The 26070-nt window shown below is 45.5% G+C and carries 19 protein-coding genes; 9 read left to right on the forward strand and 10 right to left on the reverse strand.

Features of this window, described 5'->3' with window-relative positions; translation table 11 throughout:
* Window positions 1-31: 31 nt before the first annotated feature.
* From porV to BMZ72_RS06630, 6 genes are all read left to right on the forward strand, one after another.
* The gene (porV, locus tag BMZ72_RS06605) at window positions 32-1162 is read left to right on the forward strand and encodes a type IX secretion system outer membrane channel protein PorV (RefSeq protein ID WP_089806428.1); all 1131 of its coding nucleotides are present in this window, start codon (window positions 32-34) and stop codon (window positions 1160-1162) included.
* A 145-nt stretch (window positions 1163-1307) separates the two neighbouring features.
* On the forward strand, window positions 1308-1619 hold the full coding sequence (locus tag BMZ72_RS06610; protein ID WP_089806430.1) for a hypothetical protein: 312 nt from the start codon (window positions 1308-1310) through the stop codon (window positions 1617-1619).
* A gap of 148 nt (window positions 1620-1767) precedes the next feature.
* A complete protein-coding gene (locus tag BMZ72_RS06615; RefSeq protein ID WP_089806432.1) occupies window positions 1768-2742 on the forward strand; it encodes a sugar phosphate isomerase/epimerase family protein in 975 nt (324 codons plus the stop codon).
* A gap of 145 nt (window positions 2743-2887) precedes the next feature.
* Window positions 2888-3697, forward strand: coding sequence for an SDR family NAD(P)-dependent oxidoreductase (locus BMZ72_RS06620; protein ID WP_089806434.1), 810 nt, complete (start codon window positions 2888-2890; stop codon window positions 3695-3697).
* A gap of 33 nt (window positions 3698-3730) precedes the next feature.
* Entirely contained in the window at window positions 3731-4648 is a 918-nt protein-coding gene (locus tag BMZ72_RS06625; protein ID WP_089806436.1) for a helix-turn-helix domain-containing protein, read from the forward strand.
* Window positions 4649-4945: 297 nt separating this feature from the next.
* Window positions 4946-6712, forward strand: a complete 1767-nt coding sequence (locus BMZ72_RS06630) for a M23 family metallopeptidase (RefSeq protein WP_089806438.1) — start codon at window positions 4946-4948, stop codon at window positions 6710-6712.
* 152 nt (window positions 6713-6864) lie between these two features.
* Here BMZ72_RS06630 and BMZ72_RS06635 read toward each other — a convergent pair whose 3' ends face one another.
* From BMZ72_RS06635 to BMZ72_RS06655, 5 genes are all read right to left on the reverse strand, one after another.
* Complete coding sequence (locus BMZ72_RS06635; protein ID WP_089806440.1) at window positions 6865-7176, reverse strand: hypothetical protein; 312 nt, start codon at window positions 7174-7176, stop codon at window positions 6865-6867.
* Between the two features lie 210 nt (window positions 7177-7386).
* Window positions 7387-7812 carry a hypothetical protein gene (locus BMZ72_RS06640; RefSeq protein WP_089806442.1) on the reverse strand — a complete coding sequence of 142 codons (426 nt, stop codon included), beginning with the start codon at window positions 7810-7812 and terminating at the stop codon, window positions 7387-7389.
* 1083 nt (window positions 7813-8895) lie between these two features.
* On the reverse strand, window positions 8896-11415 hold the full coding sequence (locus BMZ72_RS06645) for a YfhO family protein (RefSeq protein WP_089806444.1): 2520 nt from the start codon (window positions 11413-11415) through the stop codon (window positions 8896-8898).
* 101 nt (window positions 11416-11516) lie between these two features.
* Window positions 11517-12839 (reverse strand): hemolysin family protein, encoded by a 1323-nt coding sequence (locus BMZ72_RS06650; RefSeq protein ID WP_089806446.1) that lies wholly within the window; start codon window positions 12837-12839, stop codon window positions 11517-11519.
* A gap of 43 nt (window positions 12840-12882) precedes the next feature.
* Entirely contained in the window at window positions 12883-13239 is a 357-nt protein-coding gene (locus BMZ72_RS06655) for a winged helix-turn-helix transcriptional regulator (protein WP_012791734.1), read from the reverse strand.
* A gap of 96 nt (window positions 13240-13335) precedes the next feature.
* Between BMZ72_RS06655 and BMZ72_RS06660 the strand changes: the two genes are divergently transcribed.
* Window positions 13336-14079 carry an SDR family NAD(P)-dependent oxidoreductase gene (locus tag BMZ72_RS06660; protein WP_089806448.1) on the forward strand — a complete coding sequence of 248 codons (744 nt, stop codon included), beginning with the start codon at window positions 13336-13338 and terminating at the stop codon, window positions 14077-14079.
* A 223-nt stretch (window positions 14080-14302) separates the two neighbouring features.
* Window positions 14303-15280: a terpene synthase family protein gene (locus tag BMZ72_RS06665; RefSeq protein WP_177222697.1), complete on the forward strand. Its 978-nt coding sequence runs from the start codon at window positions 14303-14305 to the stop codon at window positions 15278-15280.
* A gap of 31 nt (window positions 15281-15311) precedes the next feature.
* Here BMZ72_RS06665 and BMZ72_RS06670 read toward each other — a convergent pair whose 3' ends face one another.
* Both BMZ72_RS06670 and BMZ72_RS06675 read right to left on the reverse strand, forming a co-directional pair.
* The gene (locus tag BMZ72_RS06670; RefSeq protein ID WP_089806453.1) at window positions 15312-17108 is read right to left on the reverse strand and encodes an ATP-binding protein; all 1797 of its coding nucleotides are present in this window, start codon (window positions 17106-17108) and stop codon (window positions 15312-15314) included.
* 230 nt (window positions 17109-17338) lie between these two features.
* The gene (locus BMZ72_RS06675) at window positions 17339-18457 is read right to left on the reverse strand and encodes a cytochrome P450 (protein ID WP_177222698.1); all 1119 of its coding nucleotides are present in this window, start codon (window positions 18455-18457) and stop codon (window positions 17339-17341) included.
* Window positions 18458-18718: 261 nt separating this feature from the next.
* On the opposite strand from BMZ72_RS06675, the gene BMZ72_RS06680 reads away from it, so the two are divergent.
* Window positions 18719-19084 (forward strand): toxin-antitoxin system YwqK family antitoxin, encoded by a 366-nt coding sequence (locus BMZ72_RS06680; RefSeq protein ID WP_089806458.1) that lies wholly within the window; start codon window positions 18719-18721, stop codon window positions 19082-19084.
* Window positions 19085-19180: 96 nt separating this feature from the next.
* Here BMZ72_RS06680 and BMZ72_RS06685 read toward each other — a convergent pair whose 3' ends face one another.
* The 3 genes from BMZ72_RS06685 to BMZ72_RS06695 all read right to left on the reverse strand — a co-directional run bounded on the left by BMZ72_RS06685 (window position 19181) and on the right by BMZ72_RS06695 (window position 26027).
* Window positions 19181-20692, reverse strand: a complete 1512-nt coding sequence (locus tag BMZ72_RS06685) for a reverse transcriptase family protein (RefSeq protein WP_089806460.1) — start codon at window positions 20690-20692, stop codon at window positions 19181-19183.
* A 447-nt stretch (window positions 20693-21139) separates the two neighbouring features.
* Window positions 21140-22798 carry an SWIM zinc finger family protein gene (locus BMZ72_RS06690; RefSeq protein ID WP_089806462.1) on the reverse strand — a complete coding sequence of 553 codons (1659 nt, stop codon included), beginning with the start codon at window positions 22796-22798 and terminating at the stop codon, window positions 21140-21142.
* A gap of 10 nt (window positions 22799-22808) precedes the next feature.
* The gene (locus BMZ72_RS06695) at window positions 22809-26027 is read right to left on the reverse strand and encodes a hypothetical protein (protein WP_143087627.1); all 3219 of its coding nucleotides are present in this window, start codon (window positions 26025-26027) and stop codon (window positions 22809-22811) included.
* Window positions 26028-26070 lie beyond the last annotated feature (43 nt).

Raw genomic sequence — 26070 nt, forward strand, 5'->3', positions numbered from 1 at the left:
AGATCTGCCGGGGCTTTATAAAAAAATTGAGATGATACGCTTCCGTTTCCGCTCTGCAGCATTAGCTTTTTTACTGGCAACAGGCCTGCCTGCAATATCACAGGCACAGGACAAAACCCTGAATGTGGCAACTTCCGCCGCTCCGTTCCTGCGCGTATCCCCGGATGCACGTGCAGGTGGTATGGGAGACATGGGCATTGCTACGCAGGCGGATGCCAATTCCCCGTTTTATAACTTATCTAAAATTGCATTCGCTGAGGCGCCGAATAGTCTGGCTGTATCCTATGTTCCCTGGCTGAGAGAAGTCAGTAACAAGATCTATCTCGCTACTGTCAGCGGATACCACAAACTGGATGACGACCAGGCCATTAGCGGCTCCTTACGCTATTTCAACCTGGGTAATGTGCAATTTGCCGACGCGCTTGGCAATGCCCTGGGTAGTTCCAGTCCGCGGGAATTCTCCCTGGAAGGAGGCTATGCCCGCAAACTGGGAGAACATTTCAGTCTGGCCCTGGGCGCCCGTTACATCTATTCTAAACTCGCCAGTGGCAATGCAAATAACTCAGGTGTTAACTATAAAGCGGGTAATGCTTTTGGCGTGGACCTCTCCATGACCTATAACATGGTTGACGAAGACGGCAAGGGACTGACAATGGGAGCAACTATCACCAATCTGGGTTCCCGGGTGAATTACAGCAACAACAGCACCTCCAGGGAATATCTGCCTTCCAACTTTGGTCTGGGCGCTGCCTACAGACTGCCGATGGAGGAAGGTCATAAAATAACATTCGGACTGGAACTCAACAAATTACTGACGCCTGTCGTACCTAATGATTCCGCTGGTATTGTTTCTTACTATGACTACAGCGTAGTAAAAAGCTGGTTCAAGTCTTTCAGTAGTGCCAATGGAGGCTTCAAGTCCTTCCAGGTTTCACTGGGAGGGGAGTACAGCTTTAACGACCAGTTCTTTGTAAGAGCAGGTTACTTCTGGGAAGACAAGACCCATGGTGATCGTAAATACGTTACCACCGGACTGGGGTATAAATATGGCTCCGCGATGATCAATGTTGCCTATATCGTACCCTCCGGGAATGGTTTTAACCGTAGTCCGCTGTCGAACACCCTTCGTTTTGGCGTGACAGTCGATCTCCCCTGGGAATAATTTAGTATCCTCAATCCTGTATATACCTACACCTATCTGAAGGTCTGCCACCCGGTGGACCTTCTTGCTTATTATTAAAAATGTTCATATATTGCCGGGCCTAATCAGCATATCTATATCTCCTAAACCTAAACCCAAAACCTCTATGATCTTCTTTTATGGCCGCAACAGTTTTAAAGTAAAGGCTGTGCAACTGGCGGAAATTGGCATTCATGAATCAGTACCCGGCGTTGTGCAGTTCGAATACAGACAACAGTATGCGCATCTGTACTGGATACCAATGTTTCCGATAGGCTCCATGTGGTGTGTACGCAAGACCGACAACAAGTTGTACGAAGTAAGTAGTGAATTATTACCAGCTCTGAATGCTATACAAAGGCCTAAAATGGGCTGGCTGGCATTCGCAGGCCCTATTGTGATTGCAGTTGGATTGCTTTTTGTAAAGATCTTTATGTAAGCACTTTTTACCGCTTAAAAATAAGAAAGGGAATACCGTGGGGGTATTCCCTTTCTTATTTTAGGCCCGTTCTTCCTATACTTTTCTTGTCATCACCGTTTTTTTGTATTTTCAGTGCCGCACCATGCCACGTTAAAAAAACTAAAATATGAGCTCAAGAAGAATCTTTATGCAGCAGGCTGGCTTAATAGCAGCCGGATTGATGATCAATCCATCAGGTATTTTCAGTCGAGGCAGAGAAAATACAGTGAACAAAATAGGAATTCAATTGTACACCCTGCGCGATCAGCTCGCGAAGGATGTCAAAAGTACCATCACCAAGGTAGCAGAAATAGGCTACAACCATGTAGAAACCTTCTACGGCTACAAAGCGCCCGATCAGAAGGACCAGTTCTGGGGACTGGATCCCAAAGGGCTGAAAGCTTTACTGAAAGAACATCACCTGCTCACTCACAGTGGCCACTATCAGCTGAATGACTACCTGACCCGCGGCAATGGTAACGACGAAGCACTGAAAGTCCAGATTGACATTGCGAAGGAACTGGGACAACAATACCTCGTTGTGCCTGTGCCGCCAATCGCGCTGTGGGACAAACTGACCGCAGACGACTACAAATTCATTGCCGAACAGCTGAATAAGGCAGGGGAGCTGGCTGGCAAATCTGACCTGAAGGTGGGTTATCATAACCATTTCTGGGAATTCAGGAATCAACCGGACGTTAATACCACTGGTTACGAGATTATGCTAAAAGGTACCGACCCTTCACTGGTTGCATTCGAACTGGACCTGTTCTGGGCTATCAAAGCAGGAATGGATCCGGTAAAGCTGTTTAAGGAGCATCCTGGCCGCTTTGCGATGTGGCATGTGAAAGATATTGACAAAGCAGCCCAGGAAAAGATTGCGGGCGGCGACAATGATAAGAAAACGTCCATGGAAATACTACCTAAAGTGAAATTTGCTGAGGTAGGCACAGGAGCTGTGAAGTTTAAGGAAATCTTCGATAATGCCAGCGTTGCGGGTGTTAAATACGCCTTTGTAGAACAGGACCAGATCTCTATTGATCCTTTCGAGAGTATCAAAAAGAGCTATGGCTATGTAAAGAGCAATTTGCTGAGACGATAAAGTCCGGCGTATACATAATTAGAAAACGGGTAGTAGTTGCGGAATGACGTAACTACTACCCGTTTTCTTTTTCGGATACGATAATCAGCCATATGGATACATTGTGCTTCCCACTCTGTTGTTCCTTTGTATCAAAGAACAACAAATGACGAAAGTAGCTTTGATAACAGGGGCCTCCACAGGTATCGGTGAGGCCTTTGCCAGACGATTAGCAGCCGCAGGGCATCACCTTATGTTAGTTGCCCGTAATGGAGAAAAATTACAGGCTTTAAGCGAACAGCTAATGACCCAACACCCGGTTAAGATATATTACCTGTCACTTGACCTGTCGATTACGGATGCAGATCAGCAACTGATTACCGAGGTATCTGATAAAGGGTTAGAGGTCGATCTGCTGATTAATAATGCGGGTATCGGCAGCGCCGGCGATTTCACCTGTTTACCACTTGCCAGCGAATTACGTATGATGCAACTGAATATGCAGGCCCTGGTTGCACTGACCCATCATTACCTTATCCCGATGCGGAAACGCAGACAAGGGACTGTTATTAATGTAGCATCTATGGCATGTTTTCAGCCATCCCCTTTTATGGCGACTTATGCCGCCAGTAAAGCATTTGTACGCTCTTTTACAGAAGCGGTTGCAGAAGAAAACAAACCATTCAACATACAGGTTATGCTGTTATGTCCCGGCGCTACTGAAACCAGTTTCTTTGATAATGCACAAATGAAAAAAGAAGACCGGCAAACCATTCTGGGCAATGCCCAGCTACAAACACCAGACGAGGTAGTGACAGCCGCGCTGAAAGGATTAAGAAAAGGAAAACTGATCGCCATCTCCGGACTCAAAAACCTGCTGCTGATCAGAATCGCCTACTTTTTCCCTAATAAGATGATCACCCGTATTTTCGCAAATGCTTTCAGGCCACATTTCCAGCAACAGGCATCCTCTTAATTCTTTGTATATTCATCACATAACATTTTTCGTATGAAAAGAGAGAATATACCGTTTCATGTCGCTACCATCATACAGCAGGCGGAGCTGACAGGCATAAGTATCCCACGTCATCCTTTAATGTCCATTTTCAGATTAGAACAGGTACCTGTCAAGGAAATAGGAGAGACACTCCGGTTTACCACCGGATTTTATTCAATTGCGCTGAAACACGGTTGTCCCTGTAAGCTGAAATATGGTCAAACTACCTATGACTTTAACCAGGGTGTCTTGTCTTTCTTTGCACCCAATCAGATACATACCCTGGAAGCTGGTGATGCAATTGCGCCAGCCGGCTGGAGCTTCAATATACATCCTGACTTTATCAGGAACACCTCACTGGATGCAAAAATGAAGCAATATGATTTTTTTCAGTACGCGATAAATGAAGCGCTGATCCTCTCCGAACAGGAGGAAGCGATGATCAACGGTATTCTGCAAGGTATTGCACAGGAATATCTGCAGCCAATCGATCGTTTCAGTCAGGATATTATTATCAATCAGCTGGAGCTATTACTGAATTACAGTAATCGTTTTTACAACAGACAATTCATTACACGTAAGCCCGCATATAGTGATTTACTCGAAAAAGTAGAACAAATACTGAATAACTATTTTGAGAATGATCAGACAGCAGCTGAGGGCTTACCTACAGTCAGGTTTCTTGCAGGACAGCTGCATATGTCTCCCAAGTACCTGAGCGATACACTGCGTCAACTCACCGGACAAAGTGCGCAACAGCATATTCATGACTGTCTTATAAAGAAAGCCAAAGAAGTATTGGCAGGGACCCGTCTTTCGGTAGGAGAGATCGCTTATCAGCTGGGATTTGCTTATCCGCAGGCATTCAATAAACTATTCAGAAATAAAACGGCTATGTCTCCTATGGAATATAGACAGTTGTTCAACTGACGATGGTACGTAATGCCAGACTTCCTGACTTTCCTATACACCGCATTTATCCCTTTATTGTCAATATCAAGATGTCCCGTACATCAAATACTGCCTGAAATACCTGTATACTACGTACTTCCCGAAATGCGTATTTCCCGCAAAACCCTTTACCAACATACGTTTCCCACCTCTTATTTTCTCAATACCGCCATTTACCATTTAAATCTCGCCAGATAGGAATTGGCATTTTTCTTTGCCTGAAGGATGTCCTTATTTTGCCTTCGTAATAATTTTTAACCCCGAAAATTTCACTTTATGAAACTTTTACTTTCTGCGGCAGCTGCACTATTATGTATGCAGACATTTGCGCAGGATCCACAACAAGAAGAAAAGGAATCGCCTGAACTTTTGTATAAGGCTATCCAGAGACCAACCTTATCTGTTCCGCAGGGCGCTGATGGAGATGAGATCAGCAACAGACCTGCTGTCAGCAGATTCAGGACGATCACTCCTTCAAGAAAGATAGTAGCCCAAAAACAGGTGATCTTTACTGAAGCAGACGCACCTGGCATTGCGATGTTCCGTAGCGGTAGCTGTGCGCCTCCCGTAGTAGAAGATGGCCTCGATCCGGTATACAGTAGTGTAAAAGCACATATGCCTTTATACCTGCCTTACAAAAACGGTACTGTAGGCATCTGGCAGGGCTTTTATTACAGCTGGGACAATGACAATAATGGCGCTAAAGACCCTCACCGTGCAATTGATTATGGCAAGTCATCTGTAGCATCTAATGAGGACCCAACCTTTGGTGTTTATGCCATTGCTCCCGGTAAGGTAATTGACGTTTATTGGTCCAATGGCGGTGGTAATATCGTAGTTATTGAACATACCGCTCCGGACGGCTTCAAATACCGCAGCCGCTACCTGCATTTACGCAACGGTTATGACAATGACCGTGGTTTAGCGAAAAACTCTCCGACTGCCAAATACAAGTCATTTGCTACCAGCGGTACCAGCAGTAACCTGTGCTGGGGTACCAATAGCCAGACCATCAAGGTGAAAAAGAATGATATGGTACAGGCCGGACAGTTCATTGCCTATTCTGGTAATACCGGTTCAGGTGGCATCGGTGTCATTCTGAACGATGACGGTACCCTGAAAAACGCTGATACCAAATCATTCAATGTACACCTCCACTTTGAGGTAAGCGTACCGGATACCCGGACTGGTCATAGTGGAGAATGGGTGAATGTAGACCCTTATGGTACTTACAACCACAGCGGCGTAAGTTGTTATGACCTGGGCGCAGTGACTCCTTATGAACGCCTTTTTGCACCCTTCTATCCAAGCTTCCACAACGTACCTCTGGACCTGGTAAACAAGTACTGGTCTTACTACACGGGTATGGGTATGGCACTCCAGACTGTCAGCGTAGACCGTAATGGTAGCTCCCTGTATGCAGCAGGTTCCTTCCAGTGGGGACTGTCAACAGCCTGGTATGCCCGTTTTTATATGACAGGTTCCACCTATCAGAATTATTTCAATACCTATAACGCACAGGGTATGCGCCCACGTCAGATATCTGTGACCAAAGACGGTAGTGGTAATCCACGCTTCTCTGTAATATGGGAAAAGAATCCGGCCGGACAGGCAGCTTACTCTGTTCACAATGCAGATGACGCAACTTTTGACAATGCCTGGAAAACATATGTTACCACCAAAAAATGGCACGTACAGGAGCATGTTGACTACACTGTGAGCGGAAAAAGAATGCATGCGGCAGTATTTGTCAACAAGCCAGATGACAACGGATTTTACCTGTACTACGGTATGAACTCCACCGATTTCAATAATAAGTTCAATGAATTATATCCAAACTGGGAATTGAAAAGTATCTGTGTGAATGGCAGCAAAGTAGGAGGGGTATGGCGTCCTAAAAAGAACAACTATGCCGCCTACTATGGTATGTCATCATCAGATTACCAATCTAAATTCGATCAGTTCTCCTCACAGGGTCTGCGTCTGTTAAAAATCCAGAACTATGACGATAATGCACGCTTTAGTGCAGTATGGGGAAAATAATCAAAGAGATGCGTCCGTTGCATCAGCTATCGGACGCATCTTTGATAAAGTCAGCCTATCATTCGGTTTGTTATACACTATAAAGAAGTTTCCATAGCTCAGCGTACGGCCTTTCAGACACGGTCCGGTCCTCTTATGATACCGGTTACACCTTAACCTCTGCCTTTGGGAAGCGTTTTACCGGTATGCTTATTCCGGCCAGCGTTAGGGTCCGTGTTTCTATCCAGGAGCACTTCAATAGAATAGAAACGGCTTTCAATCTGGATCTCATGTGCGATCTGCCTTTGTTCTATATCAATCATCCTGGACTCCATATTGTTAAACCTCGTTCCAATACCGGTCAGTTTAGTTTCGAGAGATGTCAATCTTTCATCCATTGTTTTAAACCCTTCTTTAACCGTTTTTTCCAATGCGGATATCCGGGAAATAAGCATGTCTATCGTTTCATTGGACACATCAGCCATAAAAAATATTTGATTAATTAGCACGCACGGTCCCCATTCCCTTTGTCACTACAACGACTCCGTATCTCTTTTTCTCAATAAAAAAACAGGGGCCGCGCGAAGCTATTTGATATAATTGCAGTGGGTGGCTTTCTGTCTACTCCGATAAGCATTCGGCTACATTCCCTTCACCTGATACGCCAGAATGCTATAAGCAACTTCATACGCATTTCATGCCGCTACATCGCTTACTGCATTCTCTTCCCCCGGTGCCTTTTGTTCTTCACCGTTCTCCATCGTTGTGGCCACATTGGTCGCCTTTAGTGCAAGCAGCTCATTTTTGACCTCGGCCAGCTCATTTCCAAATGCCACTGTCTTACTATAAATAAAATCAGCCCGGACATTAGCATGTTTCAGCTGGCGCTTCAGTTTATGATTCCTCAGGAGCATCGTTATCAGGTTTGATTGCAATATTGTTTGATCCGTCTTTATAGTCTGCATGGTATGCTCTATTTTCCGGATCCTTTCATCATGACTTACAATATTTTCATACAGCTGTCTAAATGTAATCAGCAGCTTAGCGAACGATACATCCAGTTCCTGGAATTTATCCTGGACAATACCCGCGATCTGCTTACTAAATTTGCGTTCTTTCATTAGTTTTCTTTTTAAATGATTCCTGAATATAATCTTGTAATGTTGGCCCCAACATAGTACTCAGCTGGCCAGCAGTGATAAAAACACCCGATCCGTATTACGGCTGGGGCAGGACAATAAGAGTTATGAATACAACATTGTAATCAGTACCGGAATGCCGCCTTTCTTAACGATATTGCTATCAATTTAATGCCCGGCATGACAGTCCTAATAGATAACAATTGATGTCAATTAAATGATACGACTCATCACCTCAATACCTTTAATCGCCCATTATGGCCGTCTTAATAGATAACAATTGATGTCAATTAAATGATACGACTTATCACCTCAATACCTTTAATCGCCCACTATGGCCGTCTTGATAGATAATAATTGATGTCAGTTGAATAATACGACCCATCATCTCAATACCTTTAATCGTCCAATATGGCTGTCTTAATTGATAACAATTAATATCAGTTGATAGTAATTGATGGCAACTGGCAATGACAGCAACAAGTCAATCACTATGTCAATTACGATATCAATTACAATGTCAATTCGACGCTGCAACTGTATTGGCAACGGCAATTCCCACGGCCAATAATCCTACTGAATAACTCCACAGATTTATTAACCATATCATAGACACGACAAGTCCTTCCATCGCCTAAAGACGCTGAGCTTCGTTATCTTTCACTCCTTATTTCATGATTGTTACTGCAGATGAATACTACAGTTGGGTATTTAAGATAGGGGGTACAAACAAGTGTATACTGTTGCATCTGCTTTGATGCCTTTGTTCTTTTAATTTCCTTCCAATACGTGAATCTGTTCAACAAATATCACCACTTCCTTCCAATGTAACGGCTTGTATCGGAACCTTCGCTTCCTGAAGCCTTTCATACGATGTTTTGCCATAAGATGTCCTTTATAAAATGGTTGGTAATTCTCTGGAAGAGGGTATATCTGCTTACAAAATACTAAGCAGATATACCCTTTTATATTGACCTTTTAATATCTGGATACTGCTATTGAACAAACTCCTCAACGCTTTATACACTCTGGCCATCTATGATTGCCATCGTTGCATCAAAATTATTAAACACTTTTTGATTTCTCTTCATTCACTTTGTTCATTCTAAAATTCAACACAATGCCTCCGGTCAGTAGCAATAACATGAACAGGTAACTGCTGATCGATAACTTCATACCAGTATAGTATGCAGCCGGTTCAAACCTGAACAGAATAGTATGTTTACCTGCTGGTACCGACATGCCTCGCAGTGCATAGTTCACCCTTGCATACGGTACTTCCTGACCATCTACAAACGCCTTCCAACCCTGACTGTAGTAAACTTCCGAGAATACCGCAAACTGTGGACTCACTGTATTGGAATTATAACTGATCTCATTCAGGTTATTGGCAATCAGACTGATCGTAGCTGCTGAATCAAATACCGGGCTGGCACTTACCATGCTTTTGTAACGGCTATCTATTACTACCGAGTCTCGTGTATTCATATGATCCAGCATACTCATCTCATCATCCGCATTTTTTGCCCACACGATCTGTTTTACAAACCACGCATTGCCTAATGCTTCGGAATTACGTTGTGCTACCGGCTGACCATCTGCTCCGGGAACAATCACATATTTCGTATTGAGCATATTGAGTACCTGTAGATTATTTCTGCTGATCTGCCGTTCAATAAGATCGGCGTAAAGTTGCAGTTTTGCTGCGTGATACCCACCTACACTTTTGTGAAAGTAGGACGTCATCGCATCGTCAAATGGATGCGCAGTCAGATTAAATACCCTATAATGAGGATCTTTATCCTGTAAGATCTGCTGATCAGCAGCTGAAGCCTGGAATGGCCTGCTATAACTGCTCTCGTCCATGAAACTCTCGCTGTTCAGATACCTGCTATCTACCTGTAATAGATCTGTCACCGCCAGTATCGCAATACCCGCCAGCAAATAAGTTGTATTGAATCCTTTTTTCAGGAAGAACCATAATAACAGGAAGGCCAGGCCCGCGAGAAACGCTGCACGCCATACATCATGATGATAAAGCTGTTCCCTGTCGGCATATAAAGCGCTCATTAGTTCTCCGCTCAATTGCGTATTGCCCTGCAACATCTGTGTCAGTTCGGACTGGAATCTGTCATCTCCGCCCGGATTCTGCGGATCATGGGTCGCATTGGTAAAATTGGCGCTTAAAGAACCCGCATAAATGATTACCAGCAAACCTGCCATAATCAGCCCAGTCCATTTCAGTTTCTTCAGCAATACTTCTTTGGTTATTTTACCGCTGATCAGTTCCTGTAAGGTTAGTACTGCCAGCAACGCAAAGGAGAACTGTGGAATGATCAAAGCCTGGGAAGGCGCCCGGAATTTATTATACAACGGGAAATGATCGAACATGAAATAGTTGAATGCCGGGAAATTACTACCCCAGGCCAGGAGAATGCCTAATACGCTGACAGCGATCAGCCACCATTTATGCCAGGATCTGATGATGAAAAGCCCCAGTAATACCAGCATACAGATCACAATACCTAAATAAACAGGTCCGGAGGTTCCCAATACCGACTGATCTCCCCAATAAAGATTCCAGTGTCTGATCAGTTGTTCTGACTGATTTTCCGGTACGCCCATCGCCGAGAGTTTCTTAAACGTCTCCGAATCTTTATCTAATGAGCCGGAAGAACTACCGCCATAGATATCAGGAACGAGGAGCGTAAACGTTTCAAACTTCCCATAACTCCAGGCAAAAGCATAATTTCTTTCCAGTCCTCCCTGAGGTTTATCTGCCGCAGCCGCAGTCGCTAATGGCGTCAATTCTGAAGTACCTCCACGGGTACTTTCCTTTGAATATTCGTAGGTTGTCCAGAGACTTACTGCGTTTGTTGCCAATGCAAGTCCTACTGCCAGTACTACGGCTAAGCCACCTGTTATCAGTTGTTTATATTGCTTCTGAAGGATGCTGTATATCGCATAAGCCACGCCAATCACGCCCAGGATCAGGAAAAAATAATAGGTGATCTGCAAGTGATTTGCTCCTATCAGATAGGTCAGTGCCAGTGCCATGATACCAGTCCCCAGCAGATAACGCTGACGGATAATCAAAACGAGACCTGCGATTACCGCCGGCATATACGCCATCGCCAGCATCTTCGTTTCATGCCCCGTTACAATAATGATAGGCGAGTAGCTGGCATAGGTATATGCCACTGCTCCCAGAAATCCCAGCCAGGGATTTGCTCCCAGCGTTATACATAAAAAGTAGAAACAAAGCGCTGAGAGAAAAAGGACATTCACAGGCTTCGGCAATCCCAGTGTCAGTATAGCGGGTATGTAATTAACAAAGTCGTAAGGCGTTTCCAGTGCGATCTGGTAGGTCGGCATGCCGCCAAACATACTGGTCGTCCACAATGGGGTAATACCATGCGCCTGCTTATAATCCATCGCTTCTTTTGCCATACCCTGCCATTGTACATTATCACTCTGGCTGAGTATCTTCCCATTTATAGCGGGCCGGCAATAAATAATTGAAAGCAGCAGCAAAGCCAGTATGGCAAGTGCATGTGGTAACAGTGATTGTAGTCTTTTGATCATACAGGATATTATTGGGTACTTACTTTTCAAGATAGAATTTTCCGGCACAAAAAAAGAGCACCATTTTAACAATGGTGCTCTCATATCTTTAGCAGAATGGATTATTTATCGTCATCCTTGTCTTTATCGAAATTACAGATGTGTACCTTTGCGATACGATGCTGGTCCATTTTGATCACTTCCAGCTTCAGGTTACGCCAGTTGATACTATCGCCCGCCTCAGGGATCTTACCCATTCTGTCGAGGATAAAACCACCCAGGGTCACGAAATTTGTCACATTCACCTTCTGCGGATCAGCATCGATTCCCATCATTTCAAGGAATTCAACAAATGGCAACTGACCGTCCACCAGTATACTCCCATCTTCATTGCGGATTACCTCATATTCAAATTCGTTCGTTTCAGAGATATTCCCTACCAATGCATCCACGATATCGTTGATCGTTACCAGGCCTTTAATAGACCCAAATTCGTCCACTACCATTGCCTGATAGATCCTTTCACGTTTGAACAGTTCCAGCAACTGGTATGTACGGTTGTGTACTGTTACCACCAGCAGTTTACGGCTGATCGCTTCCAGGTTATTGACAGCTCCGTTGAAGTTATCGCTCAGCAGGTCTTTGGAATACACAAAACCGGTCGTATGATCCAGATCACCTTTAGCGATCGGATACACGGTGTGTTTCTGTGTCAGGATCTTCGCCTTATTCACCTCGGGATCATCATCCACGTCCAGCCATACCACCTCATTACGAGGGGTCATCAGGGCAGATACATGACGATCACCCAGATTGAAAACGTTCTGGATAAGCGCCTTTTCTGTTTCTTCAATAACACCTCCCTGATGGCTCTCCGCGATGATTACACGTAATTCCTCCTCTGTGTGAATATCTTCGTGCTCATGCACCGGACGAATACCCACCATACGCAGGATCACGTTAGCAAAGCTGTTCAGTATCCAGATGAATGGTCTGAATACTACATAGAATAATTTCAGGGGCAGTGCCACTGTAAAGGTAGTAGGGACAGGTTTGCGGATGGCCAGTGATTTTGGCGCCAGTTCCCCGAATACGATATGCAGGATAGTAATTCCAAGGAACGCTATGGGAATAGCGATCTTATGAGCAACAGCATCTTCCATGTTGAAATTAAGTGCATGGAAAATATTGAGGATCAGAGTCGTCATTACCTTTTCCCCAACCCAGCCTAATCCAAGAGACGCCAGCGTAATACCCAGCTGCGTTGCAGCTAGGTAACCATCCAGATTATTGACAATGTTTTTGGCTACCTGCGAAACCGTCTTACTGCGGCCCGCACTTACTTCGATCTGCGACGATCGGACTTTCACAATCGCAAATTCTGCCGCTACAAAAAAGCCGTTCAGCAGCACCAGAAAGATGGTGAAAAATATGTCTAAGGTCATGTATGGTGTGTCTTATTTTAAACTAAAGTTTCTTAAGATAGTACTATTTTGTCTTTTCAGGCCTATGTTTATCACCCCAGTCAGAGATGCATTCCAACATCGGCTTCATTGATTGTCCGTCGTTTGTGAGCTCATATTCCACCCTTGGTGGTACTTCTGCATACACCAGTCTCGTGATGAGACCGTCCTTTTCCAGCTCTCTCAGCTGCAATACAAGGATGCGCTCGGATACGTCAGGAATCACTTTTTTTAGTTCGCTATACCGCAATTTGCCATCCAACAGTGCCCAAAGGATGTTCGGTTTCCACCTTCCACCTATCAGATCCAGCGTATAGGCCATGCCGCAATTTAAGTGTATCTTATTCCTGTTCAATGTATTAGTTGAGCTTTCCTTTCTCATTACTTACATTTTAGTCAGTACTTAATAATCTTGTCAGTACCTGTAAAATTACGGCTACCGCTTTACTTTTACAAACAATTAAGAAAAAAAGTTATTATGAAACATCTTGAAAACAAAGTCGCACTGGTTACAGGCGGTAGCCGTGGCATGGGTGCCGCCATCGTAAAACAGCTGGTAGCTGCTGGTGCCAGGGTTGCGTTTACATATGTACGTTCTGCAGCTCAGGCGGGAGCACTGGCTGATGCTATCGAACAAAGCAGCGGACAAAAACCACTGGCGTTACAGGTAGACAGCGCTGACCATAACGCTGTTGCGGCGGCCATTGAAACCGTTGTATCCCAACTCGGAGGTATCGATATCCTGGTCAATAACGCTGGCGTATATGGAGAAAGACCGTTTGAAGAGCAAACTGTGGCTGACTATGACCAGATGATGGACATCAACGTAAAAGCTGTATACGTAGCCTCGGTAACCGCCGCCAGATACATGAGAACAGGCGGACGTATCATCAGCATTGGCAGTAATATGGCCGATCGCGTAGCGCATCCCGGTGCAACGCTCTACTCTATGAGTAAATCAGCATTAGTAGGCATGACGAAAGGTATGGCCCGTGAACTTGGACCAAAAGCTATCACGGTCAACCTCATTCAGCCCGGGCCTGTTGATACGGATATGAACCCTGCCGATAGCGCTTATGCAGCTGGTCAGGTGGCTCGTCTCGCATTGACGCATTTTGGCAATGTGAATGATATCGCCAGTCTGGTGAACTTCCTCGCAGGACCCGATAGCGGGTTTATTACCGGAAGCGCGCTGACAATAGATGGCGGCTCAAATGCCTAAAATATTAATCCCTGCTGTAATTGTTGAAGCAACAATTACAGCAGGGATTATTAATACCGTTTTCCCTATAAAGCTGTAAATTCCATCCTATTGTTGTCAAAATACCTGTCTGGCAGCAATCAGCAATAAGTCCTTACTGGATACGTACTGCTTACCTTCTCATATGATGCACAAGCCCCTGTGTAGTGTTTGTTTATTTCTCATTAAAAACCAATCATCAATTATGTACACACAGCAGTTGCCGGGCTTGTATTGCCCCTTTCCGTCCCTTTTAAACCAGTATGTAGAAAAAGCTGACAGACACACGACACTTTGGGTGAAGAAAAAACAGCTGGTGACCAGTGAAGAAACCTGGTCATCTTACCGCAGACAAAAATTTACCTGGATGGTTGCCAGGATGTTCCCAACCGCCGATTTAAATGCCCTTAGCATTGCGGCAGACCTCAACACATTGCTGTTTATACTCGATGACCAGTTTGACGAACATGGAGAAGGCTCCGCCGCCATTAAACAAAAAGAACAATTTGAGCGGCTGGTACATGCCCTGATCGGTATTATGAAACACAATAGCCTGATATCGCTCGAAAAAGGTGGTCCGGTACTCAGCGCAGTCAGCGACTTCTGGAAACGCATCCGTAAACTGGGTAATCTGGGCTGGCAGGTACGATTTATCGAAAGTCTGCAACAGGCTTTTGCGGCGAATCTCTGGCGTATAGAGCAGGTGAGCCGTGGAGAGCTACCCACACTGGAAGAATACATGAAATGGCGTCCTTTCTTCAGTGGCGCCAGCTTCTTTGCACATCTCCTGGAAGCGATCGAAGCATTTTCCCTGCCTGATTATGTATTCCTGGACGCGACAGTTAAAAAGCTGATCATGCTATGCAGCAATACAATCTGCTGGGCCAATGACCTCTTTTCATTCAACAAGGAACTGGAACAGGGCGACGAAATGAATATCGTCATGCTGATCCGTAATACCCGGGACTGTACATTAGAAGATGCCATTGCAGCAGCCGTAGCGATCCACGACGACCAGGTCAGACAGTTTAAACGCCTTTCCGCGAAACTGCCATCCTTCGGCGCCGTCACAGATGCACAGTTAAGCCGCTACATCTCGGCTTTATCCATCATGATGAAAGGAAATATCGAATGGAGTGTAAAAGACACCGCCAGGTATCGTTTTACTATGCAAACGGTATAATTACCAGGCGCCCATCACTGATGACAGGGGATCAGGGGTGGGCGTTTACCCTCAGGTATTTGGAGAGTGTGGTCTGCAAAGCTTTAAACTCAATTGGCTTAACCAGATAATCATCTGCACCTGCCTGTAACAGTTCTTCACGGTTTTCTTTAAATGCATCACCGCTGGCTATGATCACAGGAATATGCTGTAACAATTCATCCGCACGGATCTGTGCAAGCGTATCCTTACCACTCAGACCAGGAATATGAGAATCCAGTATGATGATATCTGGTCGGGATGTCTTTGCCAGGAGGAGTCCTTCCATGCCATCACCGGCTACGATAATACGGCTTCCCAGTTCGCTAAGAAAACGCGACAGGATCATCTGACTCATCTTATCATCCTCAATAATAAGGATGCTGGTATCTGTCAGACTACACGGGTCTGCATCTATGTCACTATCATTGGCACAGGTTGTCTCGGCAGGGACCTCCAGGGGAAGATGAACAGTGAATGTCGTGCCTTTACCCATTACACTGTATACCTTAATACCGCCACCCATCAGGGTAGCCAGATGGCGGGTAATATGCAATCCCAGACCGGTACCTTCCAGGAAGATATTCCGTTCAGTTACAAAGGCATTGAAAATGGTAGATAAGCGGTCAGCCCGGATGCCTTCTCCCTGATCAGTGACCTGCAGGCACCATTTATTATCATCCCTGAAAACATCCAGGGAGATCGTGCTTTCCTGTGCAGTGAATTTGATCGCGTTGGATAGCAGGTTATTCAATGTCTTACTCAACAGGATCTTATCGCCGCTGATCACCTGCGGGATGTCATCTGCTACGGAGATCCTGATACGCACTGTCTTTACGCTGGCGACATACTGGTGCATATTAACAATTCCATCCAGCCATTCCCGTACATTCAATGTTTCCAGTTGCGGCGTATCGATCTTACCCGCTTCAATACGGGAGAATTCCAGTACGTTATTGATGATCTCCCGGGTGTTGTAACTGGCAGCATACAGATGATCTGCCAGCTGACGGATAGGGGCCAGGGAGCGATCCTGTTCCACTTTCAGCTGTAAGAGCTGACTGATCCCGAAAATGGCATTCAGCGGCGTACGGATCTCATGACTGGTTTCTCTTACGAACACCGTTTTAGCATCTGTCGCTTTGGCCAGTTGTGCGGTCAGTATTTCCAGTTCCCTGTTATGTTCTTTAACGGTTTGCAGCATTTCCTGTACCTGTAGCATTTCCTTTTTGCGCTGGCGCTCCATATTTCTGACATAGTAATAGATCACCATAAGATCGAGGATCAGTATACTGGGGATAGTCACCCATCTGATAACGAACTGTACCGGAGAATGTGCTTCAGGCCTAACGACTGGTGTAATAAAACCATTGTACATATTGATCTCACCGACGAGGAAGGCCAGGATTGTCAACCCAATACTGAGCACACGCATCCGCCTGTTTTTCTCAAATACAAGCAGCGAGAGGCCTACCAGAAAGATAAAAAGAAGATGTACTTCCGTTACCCGTCCCATGATCGCGCTGTAATACTGAATACTAAGATTGTTGATCAGGATGAGGGCCAGTCCGGCTGTGGTGAACTTTCCCAGACGATTGGTGACTATAACTGCAGAAAGCAGGAGAGATTCGATGAGCGCAGGTGCCGACATCTGCAGATCCCATGTCATAAAGTAACAACCAAGGCCAAAGATACCTGCCATCAACGCAGTTACAAGTGCCAGGGTGTTTACAATTTTCAGTGATCGTCGTTGGTCTTCATCGGTCACTCTATGATAGCCAGTTGTAGAGATGTGTTGAAATAGACTCATGTACCGGGCATTTACGTTTGCGGAACATTACTACTATGGGCTACATACAGGTTCCCAGCATGTACATAGCGCCATTCAGTGTTTTCCAATTCAGATAATCGTTCTGCAGGTAGGGTTATTATAAATTATGGGGCTTTAGCTAGTTCTACCTGCAATTTACGGACATTCAAAAATATATCACTTAGTATAGTGAGTATACTTCTCATTTTTCTTTAGTGTCCCCCTCAGATTTATTTTGGTTCAAATACAATCGGCAGTTCCAGAAAGCCTGCCACGATGGTGCTCGGGTTCCTGACAGGCAGGACGCCCGGTTTCAGTCTGATGTTCTTTATTGCAGAAAATATGGTCTCAAAAGCGATCTTCGCTTCCATTCTCGCCAGCATGGCACCGATGCAGTAATGTGCGCCATGACCAAAGCTGACCATTCTTATATTGTCCCTGTGTATATCAAAAGTATCAGGATTATGGAATACAGAAGAATCACGGTTAGCAGCTGATAACCATACATTCATCAGATCACCCTTGCGGATCAGTTGTCCACCCAGTTCAACGTCCATCTTTGCAATACGGCACATACTCTGTACCGGAGGCTCATAGCGTAATACTTCATTTAAAGCTGCTGGCAGGTCTTCCATGTGCGCCTGGAGATGCGCCTGTACCTCCGGCATTGTGGCAAAAGTGTACATGGCATTGGCCAGGAAACCATTGGTTGTCTCATTACCAGCTATCAGCAAAGCAATACAAAAAGCAAGGGTATCTGGCATACTCAGTCTTTCACCATCTATCTCTGCCTGCAGGAGATGTGATATAAGGTCAGATTGGGGCGATTTAGAGCGCTCTTCAAGCAAACCTGTAAATAACCTGCCCATTTCCTGCTGTGCCTGAAAATAGGCATCCATACCGATAACGGCCGGATCACCGGAAATAGCATTGATCCATGCGTTCACCTGATCATGATCCTGATCAGGTACACCCAGTAACCGGGCAGTAACCCGGCCGGGTAGGGGAATGGAAAATGATTTTACGAAATCCATTTCTCCTTTCTCCCGGACAGCCTGCAACAGTTCCTTACATTCCTGATGGATCCAGGCATCCAGTGCTGTGATGATAGCAGGTGCAAATGCTTTCGTCACCAATGCTCGTAACTGCCGGTGACGCGGAGGATCGGTCTGGTTTAGATTGCTGCCCAGCAGATTATCATCTGACTTAGGCATATATTCATTAGAAAAAACTTCATGATCACTCAGTACCCGTTGTACGTCTTTGTGATGAAATACCTGCCAGGCGCCCTGGCCACCAAAATAAAACCTGAATGCCGGATCAAAATACACTGCTTGTTCATCCTGCATTTGCTGATGCCAGGATAGGGGGGATTTTAACGTAGATGGAGTCATACAATAAGTTGTAAAGTCAGATGATGGTTAGTCCCAGTAAAATGTAATAAGATAAGATCAAAACGAGATGCCGTTGCGGCGATGTACATACACATGTCTAAAATAGATCAATGTGTTGAGGAAATAGTTAACTCGTTGTTAATGAGGAATTATTTTTGCCCTTCAGCATGACTTCTTTCAGAAAAAGAGAATAGATTGCCGCTACAATACCACATTATGAGATGCTATACATCCGTTAAGATTGTCGCGATGATCATCGCCTGTTACTCCTGTCAGTCCAGATCATCTTCTGTCAGCAATGATCCCTACGCGCTGACTGATACCGCCGATTACAAGCTAACAGAGACATTACAGGGGCAGGGAGGCGTATATTTCAAGACAGAGGTCTATACCAATCCAAAAGACACCGCGTTGTCCTATGTGAAGGTCTTTAACTACGACCAGCAGATCGCGGCTGTACAGTTTTATAAGAGTAATAAGAAGCATGGGCCGACGATCACCTTCAACGAAAAAGGGCAAAGACAACTGGGGACTTTTTATAGAAATGATACCGTTGTCGATATGCATCCGTTTAATCAATAAAATTGCCTAAATTTATACCTGTTGATTTACTGACCTCCATCATAAAAAAGCCCCGTATACTTTTTGTATACGGGGCTTTTAGTTCCGATTAAAGCACTACATAACATCCCACCATGGTTTTTCACCATCTTTCGGCGTATCCTGCACCGGTGGCGGTACTGCAGGAATAACGACAGACGCCGCATTCGTATTGGATGCACGTACCTGGCTTTTTATATCTTCCCGACCCAGCAAGGCCTGCCATTTCGTTTTCAGTTGCTGACCAGCTTCCGGCTTTACCATCTGTACATAGTTGATATAACCTTCTATGCTGTTGATGATACCGCCCTTGCCCCATTGTTTATCTGCAATGCCAGATATACTAATCTGGTGGAGCAGGGCCCTGAACTTTCGGAGCGTCTCCCTGTCTATACTCAGCTTCTCATTTACCACCACACCTGTCACTTCCCGTTTATCGCCTTTGCGCATCACCTTCAGTTTGTCAGGGTGGATCACAAATCCTTCTTCTTTTACCACCTGTTTAACACCCCATATCAGTTTACCGGCATCAGCAGCAGCGCCCTCTTTCGCAGAGAAAGTCATATCGTCTGCATAACGGGTATAAGTATAATTAAAACGACGCGCCAGTCCTTCAAACCTGCGGTCCATTTTATAACAAATGATATTGGTGATCGCCGGACTACAAGGCGCACCCTGTGGCAGGTGACGTGCTGTAGTAGCAACGTGATAATCCTTACCGTCCAGTGTAACCGGCTCCATTTCCGGCTCCGTACACAGTAATGCCAGGATAGTGGCTACCTGCTCACTATAGCCAAACTTATTGAACATTCCTTTCACACGTTTATAGTCGAGTGTAGGGAAGAAATCGCGCAGGTCAATATTGATGACAATATCCTGTCCGACGTGATTAGCTGCATTTGTCACAATAGACTTATGTGGCACAAATCCATGCGCAGCATCACTAAGCTTTACCTTATAAAGGATATTCTCCAGGATCCAGTATTGCGCCGCTTTTAACTGTGGCATTGGCGCTGAGATCAGTCGTTTACCGCCTGACTTCTTAGGAATATAAAAGCGCCTGTAGTGTGTTATACTGGCAACTTTCCTGTTAAAAGAGAGGAAGCGTAATTTTCCGATAGTGATACCCATAGCAGCTGCTAGTGCAATACCATCATGGTATACAGGTAAACCTGCGGTGATCAGCTTCTGTTCGTCAGAAACCACTTTATTTAAACCGGCAGAAACCTCTTCTCCCAGGTATACGATACTCTTTTCTTTCTCGATTGCCCATTGTGCGGCTCTCTCCTTACGCTTTTCCTCATTTCGCTTTTTCGTTTCCACTCTTTTGGCTTTTGCTGCTGCCATACGCTGTTTGCGCATTTCGTTCAGCATCTGCTCACGGTTACGGTAACGTTGCTTTTCCTCTACTAACTTATTCAGTTCTCTGCGTAACTCACTTTCTCTGCGGATAAGCACCTCCGAAGGAGAGGGCATATTTGTGTTCTTTGCCCAGAAACCGAGGCGGGTCATCTCTTCGAGAATAACTTCATCTTTAGTGGATGATCTGATACGGTCATATAATTCCTGACGCGTCAATCCTACTGCCATAATCTTTCAGACGGTTTATTGCTGATAAAAGATAGTTCGTTGATAAATAAAGTGAAGCGGAAAAAAGATAAGGGGAGAAGAGGTTAACAGAAAAAACAATGTAAAGAGGAAACCGGCCTTCGTGCAAGCCATTGACTAAATCAATCAACTCCAGGGCGGGGCGTACCTACTGGTGATTTGGAGCCCCCGGGGCTCGTACCGTAAATCACTAGTAGGTACGCCCCGCCCAAAGTAAAGATTGCATTTAGTGAAGCATGATAATGTCATGTTACCTGAGTGACGAAACATCACTCTTCCTGAAACCAGGCGCAAGTGCAATCAATTTCCTCTTTACAAAGAACTATTGTTTTTCTGACCTGAAAGATAGAGAGAATTATTAAAAGAACAAACACATATTGCATTTTTTTCTTTCTTTTTCTTCACGCTCTCACCTTTTCTTTTTACAGCTTATGCGTTACTGTTAGCCTTTTGCTTTTCATATGCCATACGTAATGCCAGCATATGTTCGCAGGGGCCTTTATATAACTTATTGGTCTGGTAGTCGTAACAGTCACAGTGTGCAGTGCTCATACGTTCATCTCCATCAATTACTATGACAGGATGATACGGACGACGTGCTACTGTGATCTCACCGGTTACCTGCGTACCCACACCCGGCACCTCTTGTGCGGAGAAGGTAATTTTCCCGTCTGTTACAAGCCGGGTTGCGGATGCTTCTTTCGGATTGGAGAAACGCAGCTGATCCAATGGTAATGGTTCTCTGCTCAGTTCACGCAAACGGTAGTAACCGGTATGCAGATCGTAGATCACTTTACCCGCCTGTGTATAGATACCCAGCGCCGCCAGTACTGATGGTAATGGCTGACCGGTTTTAGCGGCAATTTCTTCCGCTTTCCCCATCCAGGTTTGTTTCAGTTCATTATAAACGAGCTCTTTCGTCATGTCACTGACTTCAGCGCGTGGCGCCATCAGATCGAATTGTCCTGCGCGTGACCAGTCATTCGCGGTCCATCCGGAGAGGCCCAGCGTGAACTGCATATCACCCAGATCTGCTACATAGAAGGATGGCAAGCCACTACCTGTCAGATGTACAGTGAATTTCTTTGCCACAGGGATCAGACGCTCCAGGATCAGCATTCTTCTGCGTCCCCATATACGGATCTCACGGCGTTGCGGACCAGTATAAATAGATCTTGCGCAAACAATTTCCTTATTCCAGGGTTCGAAGATCGCCCTCACTGGTTTACCTGGTTCCAGTAGGAAACGGATGGAGCGGGGACCATTCTTTTCTTTAAAACGACGCAGCCAGCTACAGAAATTATATACATCCATCGGATGCAGATCAAAACTGGCCGCTGGTAATGTCATTGCTGAACTTACCTGCAGGAAGCCGCGTACCCAGCTATCTGGCAAGTCGATCTTTACCTCACGGAACATCTCCTCCTGGGTCGTCTGAACGGAGAAACCGCCCGGATCTACAGAGAAGGTGGTTTCCTTATAATCGCGGATCTTCTGGAATTCGTTATACAGATTCGCCGAGTAGTCAATATTGGTCGTACCACACTGAAACTCGTTCACTTCTTTAAATACATTGTAGTTAGCGCTCAGCTTACCATAAGCTGATTCGTCCTGACTGAAACACTCGAAAAAGATTTCATCAGGATGTACGCTGATCACGGGGTCCAGTACAAACCAGGCATCTCTGTCCTTCTGATACAGATAATCGAAATAAGCACGGCGCGCTTTATAATAAGGCGACATTACCTTTTCTTTCTCCTGGTAGATGTTGTTCAGCTCATCTTTCAGTGCTTTCATCTGATTCTCCGCTGCTGCGGCATCATAATGCCCCATGGCTTCTGCCAGCCAGACAGATTCCTGCTGGGCAGCCCATTCCTTATAAGCTGTTTTGTCTTTGGGTTTGAAACGCAGGTCGGATACCACCACATCATGCAAAGCGGAAATAGCCTCGCGGAAAGCGAGCTTTTTACGCAGTTTGCCATTGAAGAAAGTAGGCTCCCGGTGAGTATCAGGCGCAAAGGAGATACCCGCCGATGTGGCGTTGCTGTATACCTCTGTCTGCCCGCTATATCTATAGTTAAATAACATCCTTCAGGGTTTAAAAATGTTTCATGGGAATTTCGGAAAAGCGCACTGGCAGCAACACATCTGGATATGCCTGATGAATATTACGCATAATACTGATGCAGCGTGCTTTATCGCCAATGGCTACCGTAGCGGAAATATCAGCAATGATACTACCAATGTATTCAGCTGCTTCAGCTGTTTTTACGGATTCCTTCTCCAGGAAATTAAAGATCCTTTCCTTGGCGACACGCGCTTTGTTCACCCTGGATAATACAGATCTGAAATAATGCTCCAGGTCTTTCATATAAGCCAGGTTGTCCTTCGCGTAATTCTCCAGGTAATTGGTGGCAAATAACTGCATGGTTACACCCGGATGCTGACTGAGTTTCATCAGGTACACGGTACCATCTTCTTCACGGAAGAAGCGGGTCAGCAATTCACGACCAAATGCCTGTACCAGCGGATTCACACTGTCAGCAATTGCTACCAGTGATTCCGGTGACCAATCCTCTGCCTGAAACTGTGTACGGAAGTATTCAGCTGCAAAGTTGCGGGTATCTTCCCAGGTAGCATCCAGCAGTGCTACGGCCGCATCTCTTTCATATTTGATACGTGCCACATGCTGATTAAAGAAGCGCCAGCACCATTCCCTGACAGCCTGCAATTCATGATTGCCTGCTGCTATCACCTGCTTGATGGTCAGGCCTTCTGCAGGTATATATTTATCCAGTACCAGCACACCAAATGCCTGTGCCGGACGATAATTAGAATAAAGTAAACGTAATGCAGTTGCCTGATCAATATCCTGCAGATGTGATACCAGTTCATTGCTGAGTACCAGTGCCAGGTCCTCATGCAGACCTTCAGAAGTCTCTTTCCGCATCAGCAAAGGCACCAGTTCATTCACCAGCCATACCGCCAGCGAGGCTTCCCGCTCAGCAATACGTTTTATCAATGGCCTGATGGCATTTCTTACATCTGTATACGGCGCCGTACAACTATACAACAATAAGCCCTGACGTTTTACCAGTTCTTCATCGCTGATAGCAGAAAGTATGTCTACACCAGCCGCTCTTACTGGCTGATAACTGTTTTCCAGTAAACGGAGTAAGAGACTGTCATTAATATGATCCAGTTTGAACTGCTGTTTTTTAAGCAGCAATAAACGGGCAGCAAAAGCTTGTGTTGCCGGCGATGCTGCCTGCAGTAGCTGCTCTATCAGGTTAAAGTCGAGTTGGATCAGCGCAGCACCAAAGAACTGTTCCAGTATCCGGGTACCCTCCGTAAGGATATCATTCGTTTCCTGTCCCAGATCCGGGAAGGACGAGAGAAAAGCGATCGTGTTAATAATCAGCTTTTTTGTCTGTTCTTCAGAGAGCGTGGCCTTTGGCAGCAATTTCACGGCAAAATCGCGTACATCCTTATGTTTACTGAAGAGCAGTTCCTGAATAAACCCAACGTCTGCCAGGCAGATATCCGGTCTTGCTTCCGCCCATTCCATACCTTGCTGACGTGCTTCTTCGGAAATACCATTCAGCAATGCCTGTATAATAGAAAGGTCAGGCGCATTGATATTGAATTTCTCTCTCGCCAGCTGTAAACCGTATTCCTGTGGTAGTCTGAAAGGATTACCCAGTAAGGCACGGATCACATTTCCATCCATCCTTTCCCTGAGCGTATTATAATCAGGATGTTGCAATAACTGATGCAGGGCGAAATCATGGACTTCCTCCATGCTGCCTTTGATCAGCAATTGTATAAACGCCTGTGGTAACTGCCGCCATAAATGCAGGAAAGGCACTTCGCTTTCTGTCTCCGATGTGGTTTTTATTACCTGTTCAGCCGAAACAGCCGGCTGTACATCCGCATGTTTACGGCCACGGAACAGAGAAGCTACTTTCTGTAAGAGGTTTTCTCCTTTACGGGATTGTTCCGGCGCAGGCGCCTGGGTAGTCCCTTCCGGAGCGGGTGTGATGTACCAGATCGTTTTGCTGGTATTCAGTGTAAGGGCTTTATTATTACCCTGTAAGATATAATGCAGGAAAACAGCGCCAGCATTCTTGGGAAACCCGGTTGTCACATACGCATAAGAACGGCTGTTTGTGTTCCAGACATATGTACTGGTACTATACTCCGGTTTATTATGTTTAGCGGCGTCGTACTGTAACAGCAGGGCTGTTGCCAGTCGGACGTACTGCATATCATTGCGTTTACCCATCTGCTTCACCCGCCGTAATACGCGGCGACGCAGATAAGCGCGGGTCGTCTTGGTATAAGCCCTGCTGCTGTTGCGGGCATACGGATCGCTCTTATTGTCTTCCTCCCACTCAAAGCGGGCGCCTAACAGCGCAACCAGTTCATGATCATCCCTGAGCTCCGCCTGTTTGAACAGATGACGTACATGCTGGAAGTAGTTCCGTTTAAACGGCAGTTCTGTTATGAATTTCAGGAGTACTTCCCGCACCATCGGATTGATGATACTTACCACATACAGTTCCTCCAGCACAGGGTAGGCTGGTTGTACCAATACCTTGACACGCTGGTTGATCTCCGTCAGCAGATCGGCTCTGTTACCGTTTTTAATAACATTCTGGATCTCCGGATCCAGGCCTTTTTCAAACTGCGCAATGTATTCCTTCCTTGCAGCTTCCGGCAACAATAATATCAGGGCATGGACAGCAATCTGTCGCTGATAATAAGGGTAAGTGCTATTTTCCGCATAGGCTTTCAGTGTACCCGTATCCGATTCACTGCCACAACGGCCCAATGCCCACAGGGAGGAGTAACGCTGCATGGCGCTTTCCCGCTCTATGAGTTTGGTAATAAAAGGAGCAGCCTCTTTCAGACGCAGTTCGCCTGCCTTCCAGATCACACGGGAAGTTTTCCATTCCGTCTTGAACCGGGAATTTCTTTTCAGGGCATATTCCAGCCTTTTGAGAATGGCTACCTGTACAGGATCAGTTACCTGAGAAGTGTCTGGAGCGACAAATTCTGCAACCGGACCAGCATCCTGTTCCGCCGCATATCCTTTGGAGCGTTTTTCCTTTTCAAGGGCATCATAGATGGCTGTAGCAGCTGGCAGGTCTACAGGATTCACGGTTTTACTACCTTCTTTCAACGCACTTCCCCGCTTACCGTAGCGGAAATTAACGACGTATTGTCCGGGGCCAACTTCACATAAATCAATCTCATAGGTCTTGTCCGAATTCCCCTCTCTGAAAAAAAGCTTTGTTTGCTTTATAAATCGCATGAGCTAACAACATTAAAGACGGCGACCAAAATAATTAATTATT

Origin of the sequence: Chitinophaga sp. YR627 (assembly GCF_900114995.1) — a bacterium.
GTDB lineage: Bacteria > Bacteroidota > Bacteroidia > Chitinophagales > Chitinophagaceae > Chitinophaga.